Origin of the sequence: uncultured Nitrosomonas sp. (genome assembly GCF_902826915.1) — a bacterium.
Taxonomy (GTDB): Bacteria; Pseudomonadota; Gammaproteobacteria; order Burkholderiales; family Nitrosomonadaceae; genus Nitrosomonas.
This window is the reverse complement of sequence record NZ_CADEGP010000061.1, coordinates 1-18,562: the sequence shown is the minus strand read 5'-3', so window position 1 is coordinate 18,562 and position 18,562 is coordinate 1. Positions and strand designations below refer to the sequence as shown.

20 protein-coding genes are annotated in these 18,562 nt (G+C 41.7%); 6 read left to right on the top strand and 14 right to left on the bottom strand.

The window, feature by feature from the left end:
- The first annotated feature begins 106 nt into the window (after positions 1 to 106).
- Complete coding sequence (locus QZV86_RS10820; protein WP_295627729.1) at positions 107 to 448, top strand: hypothetical protein; 342 nt, start codon at positions 107 to 109, stop codon at positions 446 to 448.
- A 177-nt stretch (positions 449 to 625) separates the two neighbouring features.
- Here the strand turns inward: QZV86_RS10820 and egtB are convergent, their stop codons facing one another.
- The 4 genes from egtB to QZV86_RS10800 form a co-directional block, all read right to left on the bottom strand.
- Positions 626 to 1,921 (bottom strand): ergothioneine biosynthesis protein EgtB, encoded by a 1,296-nt coding sequence (gene egtB, locus QZV86_RS10815; RefSeq protein ID WP_295627725.1) that lies wholly within the window; start codon positions 1,919 to 1,921, stop codon positions 626 to 628.
- Positions 1,922 to 2,028: 107 nt separating this feature from the next.
- On the bottom strand, positions 2,029 to 2,403 hold the full coding sequence (locus QZV86_RS10810) for a BON domain-containing protein (RefSeq protein WP_295627720.1): 375 nt from the start codon (positions 2,401 to 2,403) through the stop codon (positions 2,029 to 2,031).
- Positions 2,378 to 4,333 (bottom strand): AsmA family protein, encoded by a 1,956-nt coding sequence (locus QZV86_RS10805; protein WP_295627715.1) that lies wholly within the window; start codon positions 4,331 to 4,333, stop codon positions 2,378 to 2,380. The genes QZV86_RS10810 and QZV86_RS10805 overlap by 26 nt, the downstream gene beginning before the upstream one ends.
- Positions 4,334 to 4,384: 51 nt before the next feature.
- Positions 4,385 to 5,911, bottom strand: a complete 1,527-nt coding sequence (locus tag QZV86_RS10800; RefSeq protein WP_295627712.1) for a cytochrome B6 — start codon at positions 5,909 to 5,911, stop codon at positions 4,385 to 4,387.
- A gap of 768 nt (positions 5,912 to 6,679) precedes the next feature.
- Here QZV86_RS10800 and QZV86_RS13820 point away from each other — a divergent pair.
- The 3 genes from QZV86_RS13820 to QZV86_RS10790 are packed head-to-tail and all read left to right on the top strand — an operon-like array spanning position 6,680 to position 7,313.
- Positions 6,680 to 6,838 (top strand): carotenoid biosynthesis protein, encoded by a 159-nt coding sequence (locus tag QZV86_RS13820; protein WP_366925699.1) that lies wholly within the window; start codon positions 6,680 to 6,682, stop codon positions 6,836 to 6,838.
- Positions 6,792 to 7,118, top strand: a complete 327-nt coding sequence (locus QZV86_RS10795) for a carotenoid biosynthesis protein (RefSeq protein WP_295627708.1) — start codon at positions 6,792 to 6,794, stop codon at positions 7,116 to 7,118. The genes QZV86_RS13820 and QZV86_RS10795 overlap by 47 nt, the downstream gene beginning before the upstream one ends.
- Complete coding sequence (locus tag QZV86_RS10790; protein WP_295627704.1) at positions 7,119 to 7,313, top strand: hypothetical protein; 195 nt, start codon at positions 7,119 to 7,121, stop codon at positions 7,311 to 7,313.
- A 174-nt stretch (positions 7,314 to 7,487) separates the two neighbouring features.
- Here QZV86_RS10790 and QZV86_RS10785 read toward each other — a convergent pair whose 3' ends face one another.
- The 7 genes from QZV86_RS10785 to QZV86_RS10755 form a co-directional block, all read right to left on the bottom strand.
- The gene (locus QZV86_RS10785) at positions 7,488 to 7,925 is read right to left on the bottom strand and encodes a hydrogenase maturation protease (protein WP_295627732.1); all 438 of its coding nucleotides are present in this window, start codon (positions 7,923 to 7,925) and stop codon (positions 7,488 to 7,490) included.
- The gene (locus QZV86_RS10780) at positions 7,925 to 8,425 is read right to left on the bottom strand and encodes a TPM domain-containing protein (RefSeq protein ID WP_295627700.1); all 501 of its coding nucleotides are present in this window, start codon (positions 8,423 to 8,425) and stop codon (positions 7,925 to 7,927) included. The genes QZV86_RS10785 and QZV86_RS10780 overlap by 1 nt, the downstream gene beginning before the upstream one ends.
- Positions 8,426 to 9,334, bottom strand: coding sequence for a YgcG family protein (locus tag QZV86_RS10775; RefSeq protein WP_295627697.1), 909 nt, complete (start codon positions 9,332 to 9,334; stop codon positions 8,426 to 8,428).
- Between the two features lie 17 nt (positions 9,335 to 9,351).
- Positions 9,352 to 9,960 carry a LemA family protein gene (locus QZV86_RS10770; protein WP_295627692.1) on the bottom strand — a complete coding sequence of 203 codons (609 nt, stop codon included), beginning with the start codon at positions 9,958 to 9,960 and terminating at the stop codon, positions 9,352 to 9,354.
- 242 nt (positions 9,961 to 10,202) lie between these two features.
- Positions 10,203 to 12,344, bottom strand: coding sequence for a hypothetical protein (locus tag QZV86_RS10765; protein ID WP_295627689.1), 2,142 nt, complete (start codon positions 12,342 to 12,344; stop codon positions 10,203 to 10,205).
- 563 nt (positions 12,345 to 12,907) lie between these two features.
- Positions 12,908 to 14,131: an NAD(P)/FAD-dependent oxidoreductase gene (locus QZV86_RS10760; protein WP_295627685.1), complete on the bottom strand. Its 1,224-nt coding sequence runs from the start codon at positions 14,129 to 14,131 to the stop codon at positions 12,908 to 12,910.
- 34 nt (positions 14,132 to 14,165) lie between these two features.
- The gene (locus tag QZV86_RS10755; RefSeq protein ID WP_295627679.1) at positions 14,166 to 14,354 is read right to left on the bottom strand and encodes a twin transmembrane helix small protein; all 189 of its coding nucleotides are present in this window, start codon (positions 14,352 to 14,354) and stop codon (positions 14,166 to 14,168) included.
- 202 nt (positions 14,355 to 14,556) lie between these two features.
- Between QZV86_RS10755 and miaA the strand changes: the two genes are divergently transcribed.
- Positions 14,557 to 15,486, top strand: a complete 930-nt coding sequence (gene miaA, locus QZV86_RS10750; RefSeq protein WP_295627675.1) for a tRNA (adenosine(37)-N6)-dimethylallyltransferase MiaA — start codon at positions 14,557 to 14,559, stop codon at positions 15,484 to 15,486.
- Between the two features lie 165 nt (positions 15,487 to 15,651).
- Positions 15,652 to 15,990 (top strand): BON domain-containing protein, encoded by a 339-nt coding sequence (locus QZV86_RS10745; protein ID WP_295627672.1) that lies wholly within the window; start codon positions 15,652 to 15,654, stop codon positions 15,988 to 15,990.
- A 56-nt stretch (positions 15,991 to 16,046) separates the two neighbouring features.
- Here QZV86_RS10745 and dapD read toward each other — a convergent pair whose 3' ends face one another.
- The 3 genes from dapD to QZV86_RS10730 all read right to left on the bottom strand — a co-directional run bounded on the left by dapD (position 16,047) and on the right by QZV86_RS10730 (position 18,317).
- Positions 16,047 to 16,868 (bottom strand): 2,3,4,5-tetrahydropyridine-2,6-dicarboxylate N-succinyltransferase, encoded by an 822-nt coding sequence (gene dapD, locus QZV86_RS10740; RefSeq protein ID WP_295627667.1) that lies wholly within the window; start codon positions 16,866 to 16,868, stop codon positions 16,047 to 16,049.
- Between the two features lie 32 nt (positions 16,869 to 16,900).
- Positions 16,901 to 18,097: a succinyldiaminopimelate transaminase gene (gene dapC / locus QZV86_RS10735; protein WP_295627664.1), complete on the bottom strand. Its 1,197-nt coding sequence runs from the start codon at positions 18,095 to 18,097 to the stop codon at positions 16,901 to 16,903.
- Between the two features lie 73 nt (positions 18,098 to 18,170).
- The gene (locus tag QZV86_RS10730; RefSeq protein WP_295627661.1) at positions 18,171 to 18,317 is read right to left on the bottom strand and encodes a hypothetical protein; all 147 of its coding nucleotides are present in this window, start codon (positions 18,315 to 18,317) and stop codon (positions 18,171 to 18,173) included.
- Positions 18,318 to 18,562 lie beyond the last annotated feature (245 nt).

Here is an 18,562-nt window from a genome sequence, read left to right as displayed (position 1 = left end):
CTTTCTTGTATACAAAGCCTCCGCCACAGTCATGTGAATTTTGCAGGGCCGACTATTTAACTTGCATCATTAATCCTTCTATTAACAAAACGGAAGGATTAATATCATGACTAAAGGAAAGAAAACAGCAGTGATATTTATTATGAGTGCAATTTTTATGTTAGTGAGCACGGTTGTATCGTCCCAATCTCCTCATTCACAAAACAGTATTAATAATGACAGAGATTCAGCAGGAAGTTCGCAATCCGATTCTCTTTCGCGTGATCTTTCACGTGATGGTTCCCAGGTGAGTCCTAATAGCCCTGCTATGGTTAACCCAAACGATCCTACAGGAGTAAACTCGAATATACCTATATCGCCTGGAGTTCCTCCAACTAGTGCGCCGGGAACGAATGCAAATGTTCCCTCAGGCACAAGTCCTACTAACCCTTCTGGATCGGGCTATTAAATCATGCCATGAAAATAGTTAACTAAGAAAGGGTCTCGCTTTATTCGACAGTTATATCCTTAATGTTTGCTGCTTAGCTTTGATAAGTATTGGACTGCTCGAATTTACGGGGCTTCTTCAGTATCAGGGTCCTAGACTAAATATGAATAACAATCAAAAAATCTATTCAATTTATACCTATTCATTACGTGCTAAACGAATGCCGGAAAACTGCCAGCGTGCTTCAGCAGGAAGAAAGTTACGCATACTTGAACGGATGCGCTTTTTCGGTGTGATACAAGAACCGCCACGCAAGACATATTGATTTACCATAGACTCGCTATTATATTCGCCTACGGCTATATCCCAAATGTCAGATTTAGGTTTGTCAGTGTTGGATTTTTTTGGATTATAGCCAGGATAAGGTGAGTAGCTGGATTGTGTCCATTCCCAAACGGTACCATAAAGCGCGTTAATATTAACGCTCGTATTATTAGTGGCAGTATGGCGAGGATGGAAATAATTGTCATCGGCAAAGTCTCCATCAATTTCTTGCTTAGATGCTGCATTTTCCCATTCTGCTTCGGTAGGTAAGCGTGCATTACGCCATTGTGCAAAAGCACTCGCTTCATAATACGACAGATGAGTTACTGCAAGCTCCAAATCCAATGGAACGAGTCCGTGGAGGGTAAACTCTTTCCACTCTCCTTCTTCATGCTGCCAGTAAAGTGGATGACGACAATCGACTGATTTGATCCATTTCCAACCTTCCGAAAACCAAAAGCAAGGATCGTCGTAGCCATCTTCTTCAATAAATTGTATATATTCCCTATTCGTGGCTAAACGTGACGCCAATTGATAGGGGTAAAGATACTGCTTGTGACGTGGCGACTCATTGTCATAGCTAAATCCTTTTCCCTCATAGCCTATTTCTATTAGGCCCCCTTCAAAATTACGCCACTCTAGTGGATCTGTCATGTTTGAGGTTGTTATTTGCAAGTTGTTTTTAGGTTGATAAATTGGATTTAATGGGTTTTGTGATAAAAGATGTTTGAGATCTGCCAGCATAAGTTCTTGGTGTTGAAATTCATGTTGAATCCCAAGGGTGGTTATCATTTGCAACATATTATCTTCTGTCAGTTTTCTCAACAGATTGTTCATGCGCTCATCAATGTTCTGGCAATAATCACGTGTTGTCTTCAAGGAAGGTCGAGTAAAAAAAACACGTTTTGGGTCTGGATGAGGCACATTTGATTCGTTGTAGGAGCTAAACATGGTGAGAAATTCTTGCTGAAAGGGTTTGAATGGCTTTTCGTAATGTTGGAGGACAAAAGCTTCAAAGAACCATGTGACATGACCAAGATGCCATTTTATCGAACTCGCATCCGGTAAGGATTGAACACAGCAGTCCTCTTCAAATAATGGCTCAATTAAATCCAAAGTGCGACTGCGGGCCATAGCATATTCTTTAATTAGGGTATTGATATTTATCATTATTTAATTTACCGAAAAGAGTGATTGCTATTTTTTATAACCAATTATAACTAATGATGGTATTGAAAAACTCAAGGTTTTTTACTTTTTTAGATAGTTATTTATGTTTATTTAACTTTAATTTGGTTATTAACCTGTTTTACATTAGGAACTTGTTGAGCAACCGAAGCGGCTAATTGCCGTTGAGACTCGGTTTCGACAAACCCACTTATGACCACCAATCCATTTGCTGCTTTCACATGTATGGCAGCGGCCTTAAGCTCTTTTGTTTCAATCAGTTTTGCTTTTACTCTCATGGCTAAAATTATATCTTGTTGCGGAGCTTCTTCTACCGCAGGGTTAAAACTCGCACAACCACTTATGCTAAATATAATGCACAGAGATCCAATCATCCAGGTGCGAAGCATTTTATAGGTCATTTGCTTTCTCATATTGTTTCCAGAAAAAATATTAGCACTACTTGCGTGCTTTATTAATTGCATCCACAAGATCTGCACAATGTATATTTTCTTGATTACCTGCCTTCTTTTCTTCTTGATCTTTCTGGAGAAATGAATATAAGCTTACGATGGGCGCTGAAGGTAACAGCGCAAGTGAAGCTGCACCCCTTAATATCGCGGAAGCGCCTGGAGTAAAAGTAGGTTTCTTGAAAGTACCTTCTATATGAAGTGGTGCGCGAGCCGAGAAAACGCTTAAGTCTTTCGGTTTGGGATCAATAATCAAATTTAGCTCTTCCTTGTTAAAATCAATGGTTCCTTTACTTAAAAAAATCGTATCCTGCGTATCCACAATAAAATTATCCATATTCAAAACCCCGTTATTGATTGGAAAATCCAAAAAAGCACAATTGATATTAGGTTCGTTGTCTTTATCAAATAACGATACCAACGCCTCGCCAATATCAAGCCCGGCTAATTCGACCAACAGATTATCCAATTGCCCGCCGGTCATCAGCATCAACAATCCGCCATCAGCTGATGCTAACATTTCTGCAATGGCATCTCCTTTGAACCAGAACATGCCTTGACCTCCCACTAATCCGGCGCTTTCATCAGCAATTTCAAAACGACGTAATATTTCTCCTAATTGTACGTAACGTATTTCAGCCTCGATTTTGCTTTTAACGGGTTTCGAACTTGTGTTTAATTCAAAATGTGCCCGGATATTTCCATTAGCAACGCCAAAATCCAGAGGTGCAAGCTTGAGATCGCCGTTATCAATGATCACCTGCATGAAGAGATCATCCACTGGTAGTTTTGATTTAACTCGTTTGCTGCGTAAAGAGATGTCGGCATTGATAGTCTGTAGTTCCTTAAAATCGATAGGATCGCTGGGTAGAATGAACGGATTCGTAGTTTCTCGTTTTACTTTTTTCTGCTGAGTTAAAGATGCAGTTTCCTCATGACCCGTGTCGGGTGAAAGACCAATTAATGGTCCAAGATCATCCAAGTCTATTTTTTCTGATTTTAGATCGGCCTTTATAAAAGGCACTGCATCGCCTAACTTCACACTGATTGTTCCGGCAAGATCACTATCACCCACACGGCCATTCAAATTTCTAATTTGCCACAAATTTTCATGATGCGACAAATCACCTTTTAGTCGATAAGGGGGTAAGCTAGGCATGGGTAATTTCAGGATTTGTGATAGTTGATCTGGGTTAGGGCCTTGCATTAAAAATTGCAAATCAAGGCCTTTGAGCTGCAGAGGTTGTATCAGTGTGCCTTCTACTTTGATGCTGGTTTGCCCGGCTTGCAAACTTAAGGTCAGTGGATAGGGTATTTCAGCTTCCCTCAAAGCAACTAAAGGACCTGCATTTAGATTTACAAGTAATGGATGCCCATTCAGCTTTCCTTGAGCTTGCAACTCCGTGAGCTCTTCATTGCGAGCTGCACTCATAGTTGTTGCGAAAGCTGTGGTAATTGCTGTATCAGTTGTTAAATCCTCATAGTTAAGGTGACCTTCCACAATCCGTAAACGCTCAATGAGGGGCATTTCTGTTTTACTCTTAGGATCATTTGCAGCAATCTGCAAATCCCAATTTCGCTCTCCTTTGGATGATTTCTGTAAAATAATATGCGGCTTGGTGAGGGTAATCTCGGGAAATAGCATGCGCCCTTTGAGAAGCTCAATCAAATCGATACGCATGCCCAATGCGGCAAGTTCCACCATGTTAGGTTGCTCGCTCCAGTCGGCATTTTCGAACTGTATTTGCTCCATTCTAATTAGTGGCGTTAAAGACCAATCGATTATAAAATTACCTTTAATAGTAAGATTGCGACCCGTCTTGTCACTAACTTGTTGTGTCACAATCTCTCGTGCCCAATTCAAATTGGGTGCTGAGATTAGTAATACGATTAAGAGAAATAACATTGCAAGGAGAGAAACTCCAAACCATTTCACAGCATTCATTTTTTTACCTATTTCATTACATAATGTTGGTAAAACCAGAGAAGATTCAGGTTAGAGTTGTTTCATGTATGCGACAAGATCGGATTTCTCTTCATCCGTTAATTTAAGTTGTAATACCAGGTTGAAAAATTCGACCGTATCTTCCAGGGTAAGCAGACGACCATCGTGTAGATAAGGAGGGCTGTCTTTAATACCACGAAGTGTAAAAGTTTTTATTGGCCCATCGCCCGGTTCATTCAAGAAGCGTTCAAGTTTCAGGTCATGCATTTGATTGTCGAGGAATGCAGGTGGCTGATGGCAATTTCCGCATTGCCCTTTACCCAAAAAGATATTTTCACCCCGAATCTCTTTTTCAGTCGCTTTTGAGGGATCCAGTCGGCCTTGGCTATCTAATTTTGGAGCGGGTGGAAAATCCAACATGTTTTGAAATTGTGCCATATGACTCACATGGATCCGATCAATCATCGGGAATCCTTTTTTCATTGCATGTATTGGATCGCCATTGAAATAAGCAGTGCGGAATTCGAATTCTGTGAAGTCCTCAATCGAACGCAAGCTGCGTTTTGATCCATGAATCTGTTGACTGTATACTCCGCGCAAACTGGTGGTATCCAAGCGAACTCGGCGTTCCTGAGGGCGCATATCAGGACTTAAATGAAATTGTCCCGTTGTGTGACCATTGACATGACAATCAAAACAGGTAACGCCAAGACTGGGTTGAGCGCTTTTACGATCATCTGTCGGATTGAATTCTTCCTGCGGTAGTGGTGTTAACAACATCTGCAATCCAGTAAGCTGAACCGGGGTCAATATATCTTTGAATAAACGATAAAAATTATTGATGGAAACAACCTCCCCGCGGGAAACATCCCCTAATTCAGGCCTGTTCTGAAGGAAAATAGCAGGGGGGAACTCTGGCAAAAACGCTTCCGGCAAATCAAACTCTACGTCGAACCTTTCTAATCTAGGAAACATCGAGATCTGCATGAGAGGAAAGACCTGTCCGCCAGTTACTTGTTTGGGATGTGGTAATGCAGGGTAAGGAAATAGATTATTTTTGCGAATTTCTTCAGGTGATATCGCAGCAAGTTTTTGCCAGCTCATTTTGTCTTTCAATACAGCAGTTGGACCGACCGCAATGGGTTTGCCACGAGTCATGGTTACCTCTGCGTCGAAACGTGGGGTAAGATCGTAGCGACTCTGTAATAACTCCTGTTGAGTTCTACTAATCCTTGGCCGCTCTGCCATATCAGATTTCATTGTTTCTTCAAAGGTTTGCTGTGGCTTTTTTGCATTGAGCGAATCTCGGTAAAAATCAAATCCGAGTGTTTTTCCATTATCGGGTTGTTGTTGGAATGTATCAGAGGAAGGCAGAGCGCTCGAAGCATCGAAAATATTAGAGTGATCATGCTTACTTTTTTTCTGCTCTGGTCTTGGGTCATGAGTCTGTGCACTCATAATCGCATCATTTTCTTTCTCTATCAGAACATTATCGTTTTGACTGATGGCATTATTAATTCCTATGCCAAGGCCGATCACTCCCAGTAAAGTTAAAAATAAAATTTTTCTTTTCTCCATATGAATCTCTCCACTATCAAGTCATTAAGTAAACAAGAAATAATCCTGATGCAAGACAAAACCTAAATTAATTCTGGGCTTTATTCTTTCATTTTGCAGAAAATCTATCTGTACGAAACCGTACACTGGATTGGCTTTTCATGAAAAGGACTGCGTGAGAATTGTTGAGAAGATACGTATGAATCTGAATCTTTTCATGTCTTATTACGTTGTGCTAGGCTGAGTATTCAATAGTTACTTATCAAATTACTTGGTTGAATACATCGATAGAGAATTGGAATGAACACCCAGTGCGCAGATAGGAGGGTTAGGGGAGATGCGCACTGGGCATCCGAATCCAGTCATCCGGCTAGACGATATGAAATTCGTCCTGACTGGTGCGGTCGACTCATTAAAAAGGGGTATGAGTGCTAAGATCATTTTAGACCATCCTGATTTTTTTTCTGTGCGCTCTCTAACATACAGTTCATACGGCTTTAAATGAGTTTGCTATGATGACAGATAAAACGATTAATAGGCTTAAGCCAAGATTGTCTATTTAGAAACTTTAAAATAAAATATATTGCAATAACTTATTGAATATAATTGATATTTATAAATAATTATCATGTCTGTTCGCAATTCTTTATTCTCAATTATGGTTAACAAGATCGGATGATTTTCACAAATAAGCTCATTAACCTAGGAATTGTTTATGCTTGATATCGCTATTGACACTATAGTCATGCGTCCTTATGTTTTTGCTTTTTTGCGGTATTTTTGCCACATGTGGGTTGGCGCAAGACCTTGGCATTTACCGTTGCTGGCTATCTGATTGCTTTTGCGTCGGAGAAGCTTTCGATTACCACTGGGTTTCCGTACGGTTGGCATTATTATACTGATGACACCAGTCATCAAGAGCTATGGGTTGGGGGATGCTTTTTTTGATTCGTTCTCGTATGTTTCTCTGACTTATTGCAGTTATATGACGGCATTGTTTATCCTGTCGCCCTTGGTCACGAAAGGCGCCAATCCGGTCACGCTGGAAACGCTCGCGATTCGGCATTCATGGGCTGTTTTAGTGCTAGGCGTTTTTCTGCAGACATTTTTAGATATCATCATTGATTCAGTGCCGTTGCAAGGCAGTCACTGGTTTCCTGGGCAAATATATGGTTACTATGAAGCCGGACTACATTTTGGTGTGCCGATTTCAAACTATGCCGGTTGATTGCTGACAAGTTTCTTGCTGGTGGCTACCTTTCAGAAAATTGATCGGAGGTACGAGGAGAAAATACCGAAAGGGGTGCTTGCCATGTTATTTCGCTCTCTGCTTGGCCCGGCGCTTTATTTGTTGGCACTCATCTTCAATTGGGTGATTACACTGTGGATAGGCGAGCATCTGATTGCACTGACCGGCAATTGATATTTACACTGCCAATTATTATGGTGGTCGTTCAGGCCGTGTCACGGGTTAATCATTACCGTAAAGAGGAATTACAAGCACATTTAGAAGATTATCCTTGGCCACTTTTGCACAATATCGAAAAATAAAAAGATGCTGGATACCCTCTGTAATAGGGATTCACGACCAAATTTATTAAGTGTATTGTGAATGCCAATGTTGAATTTCTGAGATAGCTGCTTGCAGGTTTATTTCTGCCTGAATGCTTAGTTTCTCGCCCAATTCAAATTGATAGCCACGAATGCGGAGTAAAAAAGAAGTCGGGGCAGTGCGCTGGTATATTTTCTGATATGTAAATAATAGTGCAGATGGTGTAAGTGCGTGACTGGTATAACTGGCGTCTTTTTCGGCATGAATCGGTAAAAATTCGTAAGGTTCAGCGCATGACATGTCTGCATCAATAAATACGATCTGATCAAATGCAAGTAAATCAATTGTGTGCTCGATCAATAGTTGCATGTCAATGAGGCACTGGGTATTTGTTAACCTCAACTGATTGACCTGTTCGATCAATAAAGGACCCAGTGCGTCATCGCCACGTCCGGGATTTCCATACCCAAATAACAAAATCATCACAGTATCGTAGGTTTATTAGTAAGTTCATTTTTGTCTTTATTGGGATCATAAGGAAAGTGCGTTTCTAAATGCTGACTAATGGCATGGATACCTTGAATGAGACCAGCCTCAAATTGTTGCTGACTAAATGCGGATTCCATAATATGGCAAATATTTCCCCATTCTTTGTTGGAAACTTTGGCATGTATGCCTTGATCCACAATGATTTCTACATCACGGTCAGCCAGCAGCAAGTATATGAGTACGCCATTATTCTGTTCGGTATCCCATACTCGTAATCGTGAAAAAACTTCAAGTGCGCGCTCTCGTGCAGTTTGATTTCTAATTAGGGCTAGAGTATTGAGTGCACATTCCACAGCAATGCAGATTTCACCACTATGACTTGTTTCTGATTGCTGAATTGCTTGTTCAATGGCCGTCAGCGTAGCGGCAGGCAATGCGCGTCGAAGCAACCATTGTCCAGCAGATAAATGACGTATGATACGTGTTAAACTCATTTACCACCTCCCAGAGGCGCCACCACCACCAAAGCTACCGCCGCCTCCACTGAATCCGCCGCCACCAGAACCGCCGCCTCTAAAGCCAGAATTTGACCAATTACCTCGCCCATTGCGGTAAATTCCTGGGTTGATGTGAATGAAAAGATTCAGAATGAATACGACAACAGCGATGAGGATAGCGATCGCTATCGAAGAAAATATTGACCAGCCAACAAATCCCAGACCCATGCCAGTTACGGTGGCTCCAGCTATACGCCCCAGGTGTACTTGCAATACTCTTCCAATGACTGTGGAAAAGATAAGGATGATGATTAAGCTATCAATATTTGACTGCGTATTGGGCAAATTGCTGTTTTGCGTGGCGCTGGGGAGTGGCAGTGCTTCACCGTTGATCAGACCTATGATCACTTCAATCCCTGCTTGAATACCTTCGGCAAACTGCCCCTGTTTAAATCGAGGTGTAATAATTTCCGTGATAATTCGTTTCGCTGTAGCATCCGGTAGTATGCCTTCCAAACCATAACCAACCTCAATACGAAGCATTCTGTCGTTTTTAGCAATCAACAGTAAGACACCATCATCAATACCTTTACGTCCTATTTTCCATGCTTCAACAACCTGCATGGCGTATTGCTCAATAGCGAAGGGTTGAGTGGTCGGGACAATTAATATGGCAATTTGACTACCTGTCTTTTTTTCAAATGCCGTTAATTGATGTTCCAATTGTGTGATTTCGTGAGTAGAGAGAGTTCCAGTTAAATCAGTTACATGGGATTTAAGGGATGGAATGACGATTTCTGCCCTGACTGAAGTAATTGCCAATAAAATTGCAAGTAGGGTAATAGCTCTAAAAAATATATTCTTGATTGTAGGGATTGATTCTGCGCTGGTCGATGTAGGTTTCATGAAGATGGTAACTGGGTTTATTTATCTTTTAATCTCGGCGTATCAAAATCAATTTTTGGCGCAATAGATATCTCGTCTTCATTTTCCACAGTGAAGCCGGGTTTTGTTTGAAATCCAAATAGCATGGCTGTGAGATTGCTGGGGAAAGACCGGACGATAGTATTGTATTCTTGAACTGCTTTAATATACCGATTGCGTGCTACAGTGATACGATTTTCTGTGCCTTCCAGTTGTGCTTGTAAATCACGAAAATTGGCATCTGATTTTAACTCGGGATAATTCTCGACGACGGCCAGTAGCCTTGAAAGAGAACTGGACAATTCTCCTTGCGCATTCTGGAATTTAGTCAATGTTTCAGGGTCGTTGACTAACTCTGGAGTTGCTTGAATACTGCCAATTCTGGAACGAGCATTGGTAACTCCGAGCAATACATCTTTTTCTTGGGCAGCGAATCCTTTGACGGTATTAACTAAATTGGGTATTAAATCTGTACGTCGCTTATATTGATTCAGCACTTCTGCCCAACTGGCTTTAATTTGCTCATCAGTCGATTGAAGCGTATTGTAGCCACAACCACTTAAAACAAGAACACAGAGAATTGTCGCTACTAACTGTCTATTGCGCATAAATTTCTCCAGAAAATTGCATAGCCATGAATTATGGTTTTGCTGATATTTTATAATAGTCAATGAAAATTTCTTTCCATCTTAGGTGAATGATAAAACGGAACTGACCGATGAACAATGGGAGATTTTGTTAGTAGTTGCTGATGTCTGTTATTGCAGTTTCAGTGGCCAATGCAAAATTCCAGATAAATAAAAACCGCTCGATCTTGATCGAGCGGTTTTTATTTGCAATCATCAATACTTTAATTGTCAGGGTATCCTGCTACTGCCCAGGTTAATCCATTATCCACTGATTTATAGATATTTTTTCTTGCCGCACCTACAATCGTCGAATCCAATTCGTAGGTAGGCGATATCTTGAATTCAATGAATTCAATATTTTCAGTAGCAATCAGCGATGCGGTTGTATTCAGCGAAGATGTTACTGCGCCTGCTCCATCCAGATTTGCGCTAAACAATCCTTTACCACGGACATTGACAAAGATGGTTCGGTCGACGCCGAAGTTTGGTGAAAATTCTACTTGTAAAATAACGGCATTTGATCCAACTGAAGTGTCAGTTTCTTTTGTCCAGGTGGTGCCGCCATCAGTTGAACGGTAAATACCACTGGTTGTGCCAACAAGTACAAGATTATCGATAGCAAATTGTGGGGATATCGCAACCCACATATATCTTTGCCCAGCCCACCCGGTTTGGATGATCGAACTGGCACCGACACGCAAGAAAGTATCTCCACCATCCTGTGTCCGCCATACTTCTCCAGCGCGATTGGTGGCAAATGCAACGCGGTCGTTAGCATAATTAGGCGACACAGCTACACTTGTAATAGGACGGTTTGTTGGCATTCCCCGTTGCAATATCCAAGTTTTCCCAGCATCTCTGGTCTGCAGTAACCCATGGAGTCTCGATCCGAGGTAAATTTCCTTATCGGTTGCAAAGTTTGGCGATGCTGCTAGAGCCGTGAGAGAGACGAGGTCCTTTCTAATGTCAAGAAATCTAGGAATAAACTTAACGGTCCAACTGTCTCCGAAATTAGTGGATGATCCCACGTATCCATTAGTCGCAGTAACGATTGTTTGAGTACCGTTGGCATTCTTCACGATCTGTGAATCGAAGAAATTCATCTTCCGTCCCGTCGGATTGGGCCAGCCACTGGTAGACCAGGTTGTACCGCTATCGGCAGAAATAGCGATGCCCCTTCCAACATATGTTGTGGCAATCATTTTTTGATCCGTGTTAAAACTCGAAGAGAGCGCAAGCCCTGTCAGTACGCCAATCCGTGTTTGACTTTGCTTCCATGTGCTGCCACCATTTTTTGAGATAAAAAGTCCATCGAATACCGGTAAAAATACTGTCTGATCTGTTGCATAAGTGCGGGATACTTGCAAGTCAGTCATTTCATTGAGTAATGATGTTTGAACAGTGACTACAGCACCTGAATTAAACAGTTCCCAATTATCACCACTGTCGGTAGATTTAAATACCGCTTGAGTCAGACTGGTACTAAAAACTGTGCGGTCGATCGCATAGTCTGGTGAAACTGCTATATTATTAATCGCTTCGTTAGGTAAGTTAGTGCCTTTGCTGACAAAGGTATTTCCTCCATCGCTGCTATAAAAAACTCCAAAGCTTGGGGTCGCTAAAAATATTTCCGATGCGCCTCCTGGTGCAATGGCCATATCGTAGATGATGGTTCCTGTTGGATTCCCTAATTCGGTCCAGTCAATGCCACCGTTGGTGGATTTTCGTAAGTATCCAGTATCGCTTGCAATTATTAGAGTGTTATCGGTAGCAAAGTCAGGTGAGATTGCGATAGCGGTTACTTTATTGGTTTTATCGAGTACCTGAGTCCACTGTGCATCTGTATTGGAGCGACGGAAAAGAGCTCCATTGCCTTCGCTAAAGAAAACTACATAACCACTGCTAGTTTCAGCGACCTCCATTTTTTTTATGATTTTGTTTGAAACGGCAAGACCTGTATTAAAGGATTCCCACGAATCGCCACGATTGGTTGAGCGATAAACGCCCCCTTTGCCTTTGAGGCCCGCAAACACAGTTTGATCGGTAGCAAATTTTGGAGAAACGCGAAGAACACTGTATTCTAGCGAATGGTCTAAGCCATTCGCTAGATTAATCCAATTCGTACCCCCATCGGTTGAGCGCATAACTTGATCGTAATACCAACCGGTAAATGCGCCATCACTAACTAAGAACATCGTTTTATCATTGGCATAATCAGGCGATGCCGCAAATGCAATTATCATGTCATGAGGCGTGTGCGCATGCACATTCATGCCAGTAATGCCAATTGACAAGAAAAACGCAGTAATTACGGCAATTCGCCGTATGAAATTGATTCGAATTTCATTTACACTGACTAACATGTTTAATCCTTCAAGTTTTAGTTATTTTTTGATTACTAACTCTGTCTGCTACGTAAAACTTATGTTACAAATTTATTGAAAAACACCGAATTTCTGTGTAACGATTGATTTCACAAACTGGGGGCTAATATAGTAGAAATACTTCCTTAAACCAATAGTTCATTATTACTTTTTTTCTAGTACATATATACTACGAGGTTATTGTAAAATCTGGGAAATTTTGCTGTAGTGACGAAGGAAATTTACTGATGTAGCTGGCTATTTATTTCCTACAAATTGTATCCCGTCAACCCAAGTTGGACAAAATAGCGTGATTGCTTAAGAGACATATTTAGTTCATCGTTACCCTAAAGAAATAGGAACGACGATGACTGTATGTGCTGTCAAAGATGGAGTCCATTGGTTTAAGCGACAAGCGAATTTGGATAGTATTGCTGCGTAAATTGTGCTGGTGACAAATAAAATAAGCATCCCTCAAAGATTTTAAAGAGGTCTTTTGCGTGGCGTAAAACCTATTTTTCAATTGCAACTTATTTTTATGGAGAAAAATAGAATAGTAAGACTCAGACAACTTGCCCTGCAGCATAACCCGATGACCAAGCCCATTGGAAATTAAATCCTCCTAAATGACCCGTAACATCGACGACCTCTCCAATAAAGAACAGACCCGTTGTGTGCTTGGATTCCATTGTTTTGGATGATAACTCAACAGTATCGACGCCACCGAGCGTTACTTCCGCCTTCTTGTAGCCGATCGTGCCGCTCGGCATAACCTGCCAGTTGTGGAGTTTTTCTGCGATCAAGAGCAATTCATTTTCCCGATAGTTACCGATAGGTTTTGCAGTGATAGCTAGCTCGGCTAGCAGGGATGCGCACCAGACCTGCACGAAACGTCTAGGGAGATAACGGGCTAGCAGATTCGGTAGAAGCATGGTGCTTCGACGATAAAGAGAAAAAATTTGCTGTGCATTCTTTTTTGGTAACAGGTTGATGTATAAAGATTCTCCTGGTCGCCAATAGGATGATATCTGCAATATAGCGGGGCCGCTTAATCCACGATGGGTGAATAAAATATCCTCACGGAACGAAGTTCCGTTACAACTAACTTCAGCATCTATTGCCACGCCTGAAATTTCCTTAAAGCCAGAAAATGCATCTGCAGCAAAGGTTAAACCCACCAAACCAGGTCGTAACGATGTTACACGAACGTCAAACTGATTAGCAACTTGATAGCCAAATGCGCTTGCGCCAATTTGTGGAATCGATAAGCCGCCTGTAGCAATTACCAAAGATTTAGCTTCTATAGTATTGCGCTCAGTTATTAATCTAAAATTTGATCCAATATCTTGATTCTCATCGTTCGCTAAGCTCTCTATTTTTTGGATAATAGAGGCTAGTTGCCAATCTACATTCACTGCACTGCACTCGCGATGCAGCATGTTAATAATTTGTTGCGAGCTACCCTCACAAAATAACTGTCCCAACTTTTTTTCGTGATAACGGATACCATGCTTCTCAATCAGAGAAATAAAATCCTGTGGCGTGAAACGAGCCAATGCGGAACGGCAAAAATGTGGATTTTCGGAAATGAAGTTTTCCGCTGAGGTATGGCAATTGGTAAAGTTGCAACGACCACCGCCAGAAATACGGATTTTTTCCGCTAACTTAAATGCATGGTCAATGAGTATCACGCTGCGGCCTCGCTTACCTGCCTCAATTGCGCACATCATGCCTGCAGCACCTGCTCCAACGATAACTACATCTTTATACAGCTTGGGCAAGCTCATGTATTACACCGTGAAGCGCTTCTGAACAAAAAAATTATTCAGTCATCATATCTAAGCGAGTTGCTATCATCAGTACAATAAATAAGAAAAGAGATAAACCAATCCGTATGCTTAATGATCTAACCATACGTGTTGAATTACCTTTATCTTTATACATGTAATACAGTGCTGATCCTAGGTTATATAATATAAGGAGAAATACTACGGCGGCGAAAATTTTCAATGGCTTGATCCTAACAAAAATTGAATTTGCCAAATTTTAGCCGAGTTCTTCTGATTATCCAATGACTATTTAACGATAAAAACTCCAGAAATTTAGTATTAAATTAATCAATTGCTTCTATTTTACTTTATTTTAACTTCTTTTCATCGGTCAATACTGTGCAATGCAAAATCCGATTTGCTTACCAACTGCTATTTTTTTAATGGGTCCCACCGCGAGTGGCAAAAGCCAAATTGCCTTAGATATAGCAAAAGAACTTCCAATTGAAATTATCAGTGTGGATTCGGCTCAGGTATACCGCCACATGAATATCGGGACAGCCAAACCCGAGCAAGAAACTCTGACTCATACTCCACATCATCTTATTAATCTCATTGATCCCGATCAGACTTATTCAGCAGCGCAATTTCGCAAAGATGCTTTAAACATCATGCAGGACATCTCCTCGCGCAACAAAATTCCGCTGTTGGTGGGTGGTACGATGCTTTATTTCAGAGCATTGCAAGAGGGTCTATCCGTATTGCCAGCGGCAGACCAAGATCTGCGATTGCAGTTGGAACATGTGGCGAAGAAACTCGGTTGGCCTGCAATGCATCAAAAACTATCAGAATTGGATCCAGCGATTGCTGCGCGTATCAAACCAACAGATAGCCAGCGTATCCAACGTGCCCTGGAGGTATGTTATCTGACTCAACAGCCGATGTCAGAGATTCTGAAAACCCCACAACCAGCAGATTTTCCCTATCGTAAAGTCAGTATTGCACTCATCCCTAGTGAACGCAGCCAATTGCATTCACGTATTGCAGAGCGCTTCAGAGACATGCTAAACGCCGGATTGATCGATGAAGTTCAATCCATACGTCAGAGATTTTCGTCATTGAACATGGAATCGTCATCAATGCGATGTGTCGGCTATCGTCAGGTCTGTCTTTATTTGGACAATAAAATCAACCGTGACGAAATGCATGACATGGGAATTGCCGCAACGCGCCAGCTGGCTAAACGGCAGCTAACTTGGTTGCGCGGCATAAGAGCTAGCGATAAAATACATGAGCTTGATTGCTTGTCTGGTGACTCAAGTGCTCGAGTGCACAATTTAATCCGAGCTGTGATAGAGGCTTGCGCAGACTGAATATTAAATTCTTATTGGTGACATATTTTGAGTCTGCCAGCTTGTTTATTTCCTGTCGATAGCGTTATGATTCCATACACGCTAAATAGAATAATTGAGTTTTTATCAGCGTATAAGAAAAATTACGAAACACCTGCAGAACAATCATTGATAGGAAAAACAACCATGCAGATTTTTTTAAAATTATTTACTTTAGTCTTGTTGCTGATAGGCATCTTTTTTTTGGCAGGCTGCGAAAACTACGCAGAAAAAACTCATCCGTCTTGGGTTACACCACCACCTGGTATGGTTTATGATGATTCAACCATTTTTGCCCGTGTTACCCTGGCAATTCAATCAGATCCTGTTCTGCAGGGTACCAGCATTGAAATCAAAGTTAATGAGGGTCATGTGACGTTAACGGGTGTCGCTCGTAATGAAGATCAAATTACCCGCACCAATATGCATACCTGGATCGTGGATGGAGTAAAGAATGTTGATAACCAAGTTATCGTAAAAAAATAAAGTATAAAAATCCCCGCAATAGGGGATTTTTATCTAATTTACTGTGAATGTCTTGATCAGATTCCTCGTAAAAGCTCATTAATACCCGTTTTTGAACGGGTTTTAGCATCCACTTGTTTTACGATTACGGCACAGTACAAACTGTATTTTCCATTTTCAGCCGGTAAATTACCCGATACTACAACTGATCCGGGAGGAATGCGGCCGTAACTTACTGCGCCGGTTTCACGGTTATAAATTTTCGTGCTTTGACCAATATATACACCCATCGATATTACAGAGTTCTCACCGACAATCACACCTTCCACAATCTCCGAGCGTGCGCCAATAAAGCAATTATCTTCGATGATAGTTGGATTGGCTTGCACCGGCTCCAATACGCCGCCAATACCAACACCACCCGATAGATGCACATTTTTGCCAATTTGCGCACATGAGCCAACGGTAGCCCACGTATCAACCATCGTGCCATCGTCCACATACGCGCCTATATTGACATAAGATGGCATCAACACGACGTTGTTGGCAATAAAAGAACCTTTGCGTACTGCTGCAGGCGGAACTACACGAAAACCGCCATCACGAAAATCCCTGGAGCTGTAATCTGCGAACTTGGATGGTACTTTATCAAAATAATTGGAAAATCCGCCTTTGATAAAACTGTTATCCTCGATTCGGAATGATAGCAGCACTGCTTTCTTGATCCACTGATGAGTTACCCAATCGCCATCGATTTTCTCAGCTACGCGCAATTTTCCGTTATCCAGCATTGCCAGAACTTGTGCAACGGCTTCCTTCAAACTGGCATCGACATTACGTGGCATAATTTCAGCGCGGCGATCAAAAGCTTCTTCAATGATGGTTTTTATTTCACTCATGATTTTCCTTAGTAATTTAAATTCAGCTCGACTTAACTCAACTGAGTCACGAGGCTTTTAATTCTTTGCATGGCTTCGTTACATTCCTGTGCAGACGGTACTAATGCAACCCGAATATAATTTCTTCCCGGATTGCTGCCTTGTGCATCACGCGCAAGATAACTGCCTGGCAGCACCGTCACATTATAATCTTGATACAACCGTTTGGTGAATTCGGTATCGTCGATAGGTGTTTTAATCCACAAATAAAAACCCGCATCCGGCATTTGCACTGTTATTGCATCCGACAGCAGCGCCATCGCATCGGAGAATTTTTGCGCATACAGACGGCGATTTTCCACCACATGTTTTTCGTCATTCCAGGCCGCTGCGCTGGCGGCTTGAGCCGCAGGGTTCATGGCGCTACCATGATAAGTCCGATACAACAGAAATTTTTTCAATATCGCGGCATCACCAGCCACGAAACCGGAGCGCATTCCTGGCACATTCGAGCGTTTCGATAAGCTATTAAATACCACCAAGCGTGGAAAATCTGTGCGCCCCAATTGATTTGCGGCATCCATCGCACCTAATGGTGGCTTTATTTCATCAAAATGAATTTCAGAATAACATTCATCTGCGGCCACCACAAAACCATAGCGATCTGATAGTGCAAATAATTCCCGCCATTCTTCCAGCGTCATCACACCACCTGTTGGATTATTGGGTGAGCAGACATAAATCAGCTGCGTACGTGACCATATGTCATTGCTCAATTGTGAAAAATCCAATCTAAAACGATTTTCGGGTAATGTATTAATAAAATATGGCGTTGCCCCCGCTAATAATGCCGCGCCTTCGTAAATCTGATAAAACGGATTGGGGCATACCACTACCGGAAAACTAGCGCTAGAATCGATGACTGTCTGCGCAAAAGAGAACAGCGCCTCACGACTACCGTTGACAGGAATAATTTCAGTATCGGGATTAATTTTCAATAAATTAAAACGCCGTTTTATCCATGCTGCAATGCTATTGCGTAGTATCGGCAATCCCAATGTAGTGGGGTATGTCGACAAACCATCGAGATTATTTGCTATTGCTTGGCGGATAAAATCAGGTGTTGCATGTTTGGGTTCGCCAATCTGAAGATCAATCGGACTCAATGCAGCGTTACGTGTTATTCCCTCAACTAATATCCGCAGTTTTTGAAATGGATAGGGTTGCAGCTGACTCAGATTTGGATTCATGTCATTTGGAAAGAATACTCAGTCAATAATTTTATACTGACCATCCCGTTATTAGGTCGTTAATGCGTGCGGATTATAAAGCGTGCATGCGAGAACAACCAACTAAAATTAATTTGTCCGGATGTGTTTCAGGTTGCGCAACGGATGTATAACCCTGCCATTCCAGTGCAGCATATTTGCAATCCCCGATTATCAGCATACGGGAAATAGCGGTATTCATTCAAGCGATCCAGAAAAGCCAAGCAAGAATCGCCATAAATCCACTCGGGTGAAAGAACGAAATAAAAAAAGCCTCTTCACCGCAAGCGGCTTTTTATCGGGCCCTTATGGATCAGCTTCCCGATACCGATTCCCCCGTTATTGTGAATGGCTTGTCAGCTTATTGGGAAATCCGTCGTTACATCCACTCCGATAGTAAGAATACATGCACCAGATTTCAATAATGAGTTGACTCAATTATTGAAT

What these genes read in the sequence shown, in the direction of transcription:
- QZV86_RS10800 (WP_295627712.1), bottom strand. Translation starts at nt 5,911, where the DNA reads ATGGAGAAAAGAAAAATTTTATTTTTAACTTTACTGGGAGTGATCGGC.
- QZV86_RS10760 (WP_295627685.1), bottom strand. Translation starts at nt 14,131, where the DNA reads ATGAGCTTGCCCAAGCTGTATAAAGATGTAGTTATCGTTGGAGCAGGT.
- QZV86_RS10765 (WP_295627689.1), bottom strand. Translation starts at nt 12,344, where the DNA reads ATGTTAGTCAGTGTAAATGAAATTCGAATCAATTTCATACGGCGAATT.
- QZV86_RS10730 (WP_295627661.1), bottom strand. Translation starts at nt 18,317, where the DNA reads ATGAATACCGCTATTTCCCGTATGCTGATAATCGGGGATTGCAAATAT.
- QZV86_RS10780 (WP_295627700.1), bottom strand. Translation starts at nt 8,425, where the DNA reads ATGAGTTTAACACGTATCATACGTCATTTATCTGCTGGACAATGGTTG.
- QZV86_RS10775 (WP_295627697.1), bottom strand. Translation starts at nt 9,334, where the DNA reads ATGAAACCTACATCGACCAGCGCAGAATCAATCCCTACAATCAAGAAT.
- QZV86_RS10805 (WP_295627715.1), bottom strand. Translation starts at nt 4,333, where the DNA reads ATGAATGCTGTGAAATGGTTTGGAGTTTCTCTCCTTGCAATGTTATTT.
- dapC (WP_295627664.1), bottom strand. Translation starts at nt 18,097, where the DNA reads ATGAATCCAAATCTGAGTCAGCTGCAACCCTATCCATTTCAAAAACTG.
- QZV86_RS10745 (WP_295627672.1), top strand. Translation starts at nt 15,652, where the DNA reads ATGCAGATTTTTTTAAAATTATTTACTTTAGTCTTGTTGCTGATAGGC.
- QZV86_RS10820 (WP_295627729.1), top strand. Translation starts at nt 107, where the DNA reads ATGACTAAAGGAAAGAAAACAGCAGTGATATTTATTATGAGTGCAATT.
- dapD (WP_295627667.1), bottom strand. Translation starts at nt 16,868, where the DNA reads ATGAGTGAAATAAAAACCATCATTGAAGAAGCTTTTGATCGCCGCGCT.
- QZV86_RS10770 (WP_295627692.1), bottom strand. Translation starts at nt 9,960, where the DNA reads ATGCGCAATAGACAGTTAGTAGCGACAATTCTCTGTGTTCTTGTTTTA.
- QZV86_RS10785 (WP_295627732.1), bottom strand. Translation starts at nt 7,925, where the DNA reads ATGATTTTGTTATTTGGGTATGGAAATCCCGGACGTGGCGATGACGCA.
- QZV86_RS10795 (WP_295627708.1), top strand. Translation starts at nt 6,792, where the DNA reads ATGACACCAGTCATCAAGAGCTATGGGTTGGGGGATGCTTTTTTTGAT.
- egtB (WP_295627725.1), bottom strand. Translation starts at nt 1,921, where the DNA reads ATGATAAATATCAATACCCTAATTAAAGAATATGCTATGGCCCGCAGT.
- QZV86_RS10810 (WP_295627720.1), bottom strand. Translation starts at nt 2,403, where the DNA reads ATGCAATTAATAAAGCACGCAAGTAGTGCTAATATTTTTTCTGGAAAC.
- miaA (WP_295627675.1), top strand. Translation starts at nt 14,557, where the DNA reads ATGGGTCCCACCGCGAGTGGCAAAAGCCAAATTGCCTTAGATATAGCA.